Consider the following 3714-nt stretch of genomic DNA (forward strand, 5'->3'; position numbering starts at 1 on the left):
TCCGCCAGCGCCGCGTCGCGCTCGGCCCGGCTCGCCACGGCGCCGTACGCCCTGCGCTGCAGGCGACGCATCCGCTCGTCGTGCTCGGGAACGTCCAAGGGCGGCCTCCGTCGGTCCGGGCCCGCCGGGAACCGGGTCCTGCAACAGGATGGACCACTGGTGGCCGCGTCGGCAAGGGGTTCGACGCGCGTGGTCGGGCCTGTACCGCAACATCCGCGCACGAAACCGTCGTCAACTGCTCGAACGAGCAGGAACGTTGCGCACGACGCCGGGAACTGCGGGCACTCCCGGCCGCACACTTGGAGTGGCGTCCTGATGGCGGCGCGACCCGAAGCGCCGCCATCAGGGCTCGCAAGAGCGACCTGGTCCGCCGGCATTGCCAGCACGTGGATGTCGCGGGGCGCGGAGCGCCGTGACATCCGCTGACCCATCGAGGAGTGAGATGTCGACCATGACCATGACCGACGAGCAGCCGGGCATCCGGCCCGAGCGCCGCCCCACCGGGCGCAGCGTGCTCATGTGCCGCCCCGAGCACTTCACCGTCGTGTACCGGATCAACCCGTGGATGAACCCGGCCCAGCCCACCGACACGAGCCTCGCGGTGCAGCAGTGGCAGGCGCTGTACGACACCTACCTGCAGCTCGGGTACGACGTGCAGCTCATCGACCCGATCGCCGGGCTTCCCGACATGGTCTACGCCGCGAACGGAGGGTTCGTCATCGACAACGTCGCCTACGGGGCGAAGTTCACCCACCCGGAGCGCCAGCCCGAGGGGCCCGCGTACATGGAGTGGTTCCGCGGTGCCGGGTTCGACGTGCGCGTGCCCGAGGAGGTCAACGAGGGTGAAGGCGACTTCCTGCTCGTCGGCGAGACGATCCTCGCGGGCACCGGGTTCCGCAGCGACTCGCTGTCGCACCAGGAGCTCGAGCGCATCTACGGCCGCGAGGTGGTGACGCTGCGGCTCATCGACCCGAGCTTCTACCACCTCGACACCGCCATCGCCGTGCTCGACGCGACCCCCGGGCAGGAGCACATCGCCTACCTGCCGGCCGCCTTCGACGCGGACTCGCTGGCGCTGCTGCAGGCGCGCTACCCCGACGCGATCATCGTGAACGAGACGGATGCCGCGGTGCTGGGCCTCAATTCGTTCAGCGACGGCTACCACGTGGTCATCGCCTCGCGCGCCACCGACTTCGAGCGGCAGCTGCGCGAACACGGCTACGACCCGATCGGCGTCGACCTCTCGGAGCTGCTGCTCGGCGGCGGCGGCGTGAAGTGCTGCACCCTGGAGCTGCGCCGATGACCACGACGACCGACCGCACGGCCTCGGCCATCCACGACGAGGAGCTGCACGCGGCCCACAACTACCATCCGCTGCCGGTGGTCGTGGCATCCGGTGACGGGGCCTGGGTGACGGATGTCGAGGGGCGGCGCTACCTCGACTGCCTCGCCGCGTACTCTGCCGTGAACTTCGGGCACGGCAACCCCGTGCTCGTCGCCGCGGCGCGTGACCAGCTCGATCGCATCACGCTCACGAGCCGCGCGTTCCACAACGACCGCCTCGGCACCTTCGTGACCGAGCTCGCCGCCCTCTGCGGCAAGGACATGGTGCTGCCGATGAACACCGGCGCGGAGGCCGTGGAGTCGGGCATCAAGGTCGCGCGCGCCTGGGGCTACCGCGTGAAGGGCGTGGTGCCGGATGCCGCGAACATCGTCGTCATGGCCGGCAACTTCCACGGCCGCACCACCACGATCATCTCGTTCAGCGACGACCCCGACGCGCGCGACGACTTCGGGCCCTTCACCCCGGGCTTCCGCATGGTGCCCTACGGGGACGCCGCCGCGGTCGAGGCGGCGATCGACGCGAACACGGTCGCGGTGCTCGTGGAGCCGATCCAGGGCGAGGCCGGCGTCGTCGTGCCGCCCGCCGAGTTCCTGCCCGCGCTGCGCACGCTGACACGGGAGCGGAACGTGCTGCTCATCGCCGACGAGATCCAGTCGGGTCTCGGACGGGTCGGGGCGACGTTCGCGTGCGATCTCGTCGGCGTCGTGCCCGACCTCTACCTGCTCGGCAAGGCGCTGGGCGGCGGCATCGTGCCCGTGTCCGCGGTGGTCGGCGACCGTGACGTGCTCGGGGTGCTGCAGCCGGGCCAGCACGGCTCGACGTTCGGTGGCAACCCGCTCGCCGCGGCCGTCGGCACCGAGGTGGTGCGCATGCTCGCGACGGGTGAACCCCAGGAGCGGGCGCGGGCGCTCGGTGCCCACCTGCACGACCGGCTCATGCAACTCGTCGGTCGGGGGATCGTCGCCGTGCGCGGCGCCGGGCTCTGGGCGGGCATCGACATCGATCCCGGCATCGCGACGGGCCGCGCGGTGTGCGAGGCGCTCATGCGTCGTGGCGTGCTCGCGAAGGACACGCACGGCTCGACGATCCGGCTCGCGCCGCCCATCGTGGTGGAGCCGTCCGACCTGGACTGGGCGGTCGACCAGCTCGAGGCGGTGCTCGCCGAGCTCAGTCCTCGGTGACGGTGATCGCGCCGTTCGAGGTGCGCAGCTCGAGGGTGTGCTCACCGTCGGGGTCGTTCGCCACCCCGATGTCCTCGCGACCGTTCGACGTCTCGGTCGTCACCCGGTAGGAGCCGCCGGCGGGCACCTCGAGGTCGATCGCGCCGTTCGACGTGCGCGCCTCCACGTCCTGGGCGACGCCGAGCTCGAGGTCGATCGCGCCGTTCGACGTCGACGCGCGCACGCCGGAGCCCCGCAGGTCGCTGCCCTCGATGCGGCCGTTCGACGTCTCGGCGACGATGTCGCCCGAGACGTCCTCGAGCTCGATGCGGCCGTTGCTCGTCTGCACGTCGACCTCGCCGACGTGCTCGAGCGTGATGGCGCCGTTCGAGGTCGAGCCCTGCACGTCGACGCCCTCCGCGACTTCGATCTCGTACGCCACACTGCAGTTGCGGCCGCAGCCGCGCAGCTCGAGGGTGTCGCCCGACACCTCGTGGGACGGGTCGATCGTGCGCTCCGCGCCGCGGTACGACACCGTACGGTGGATCACCGTCTCGGTGGCGTCCGTGTCACCGCGCACCGTGACCGATCCTGACGAGTCGACCAGCTCGATCGTGCTGAGGTCATCGGTCACCGTGGTCTCGTCGGTGACGCGGTGCGGCGGCGCGAGCAGGGCGCAGCCGACGAGGGCGCCGGCAACGGCTGCGGTGGTCGCTGCGGCCAGCGTGGTGCGGAGCATCCGGAGCATGGGCTTCCCCTCGACGCCGGGTCGCGGCACGCCGTCGCGGCATCCGGTCGTCCCGTGGCCGACCATACCGCTCGCGCGTCGACGCCGCCAGCGACGCGCGTCGCCCGGCCGGGTCGCGGATCGACGCCCGCGGTACGATGACGCCGGACCGTCGAACACGCGGCGGGGATGCTCGGTCTGGGGTGCATGATGGCGAAGAGCAAGAAGGAGAAGGCGGCCGCGAAGGCCCTCGACGCGGCGAAGGATGCGGTCGCCGAGGCGAAGCGCCGTGCCGAGAAGGCCGGCAAGGCCGCACGGAAGAAGGCGGCGAAGGTCGAGAAGCAGCTCGCCGCGGTCGTCGAGCAGACGCGGGCGACGAAGCTGCGGCGCGAGGCGACGGACGCCGCCCTGCTCGTCGAGCTGAAGATCTACGCGAACATCGGGCGGTTCATCGCCCGCCGCCGAGCCGTTCCGCAGGGTGC

3 protein-coding genes and 1 pseudogene are annotated in these 3714 nt (G+C 71.6%); 3 read left to right on the forward strand and 1 reads right to left on the reverse strand.

From position 1 onward, the window contains the following. Positions 1 to 451: 451 nt before the first annotated feature. Together ddaH and rocD are read left to right on the forward strand one after the other, a co-directional pair. Positions 452 to 1303 carry a dimethylargininase gene (ddaH, locus tag GH736_RS18985; protein ID WP_159606134.1) on the forward strand — a complete coding sequence of 284 codons (852 nt, stop codon included), beginning with the start codon at positions 452 to 454 and terminating at the stop codon, positions 1301 to 1303. Next, entirely contained in the window at positions 1300 to 2526 is a 1227-nt protein-coding gene (gene rocD / locus GH736_RS18990) for an ornithine--oxo-acid transaminase (protein WP_159606130.1), read from the forward strand. The genes ddaH and rocD overlap by 4 nt, the downstream gene beginning before the upstream one ends. Here rocD and GH736_RS18995 read toward each other — a convergent pair. Continuing rightward, entirely contained in the window at positions 2513 to 3253 is a 741-nt protein-coding gene (locus tag GH736_RS18995) for a DUF4097 family beta strand repeat-containing protein (RefSeq protein WP_159606132.1), read from the reverse strand. The genes rocD and GH736_RS18995 overlap by 14 nt on opposite strands. A gap of 189 nt (positions 3254 to 3442) precedes the next feature. Here GH736_RS18995 and GH736_RS19000 point away from each other — a divergent pair. Further along, positions 3443 to 3714: pseudogene (locus tag GH736_RS19000) on the forward strand (hypothetical protein); the annotation flags it as partial.

Source organism: Agromyces humi (assembly GCF_009720255.1).
Taxonomy (GTDB): domain Bacteria; phylum Actinomycetota; class Actinomycetes; order Actinomycetales; family Microbacteriaceae; genus Agromyces; species Agromyces humi.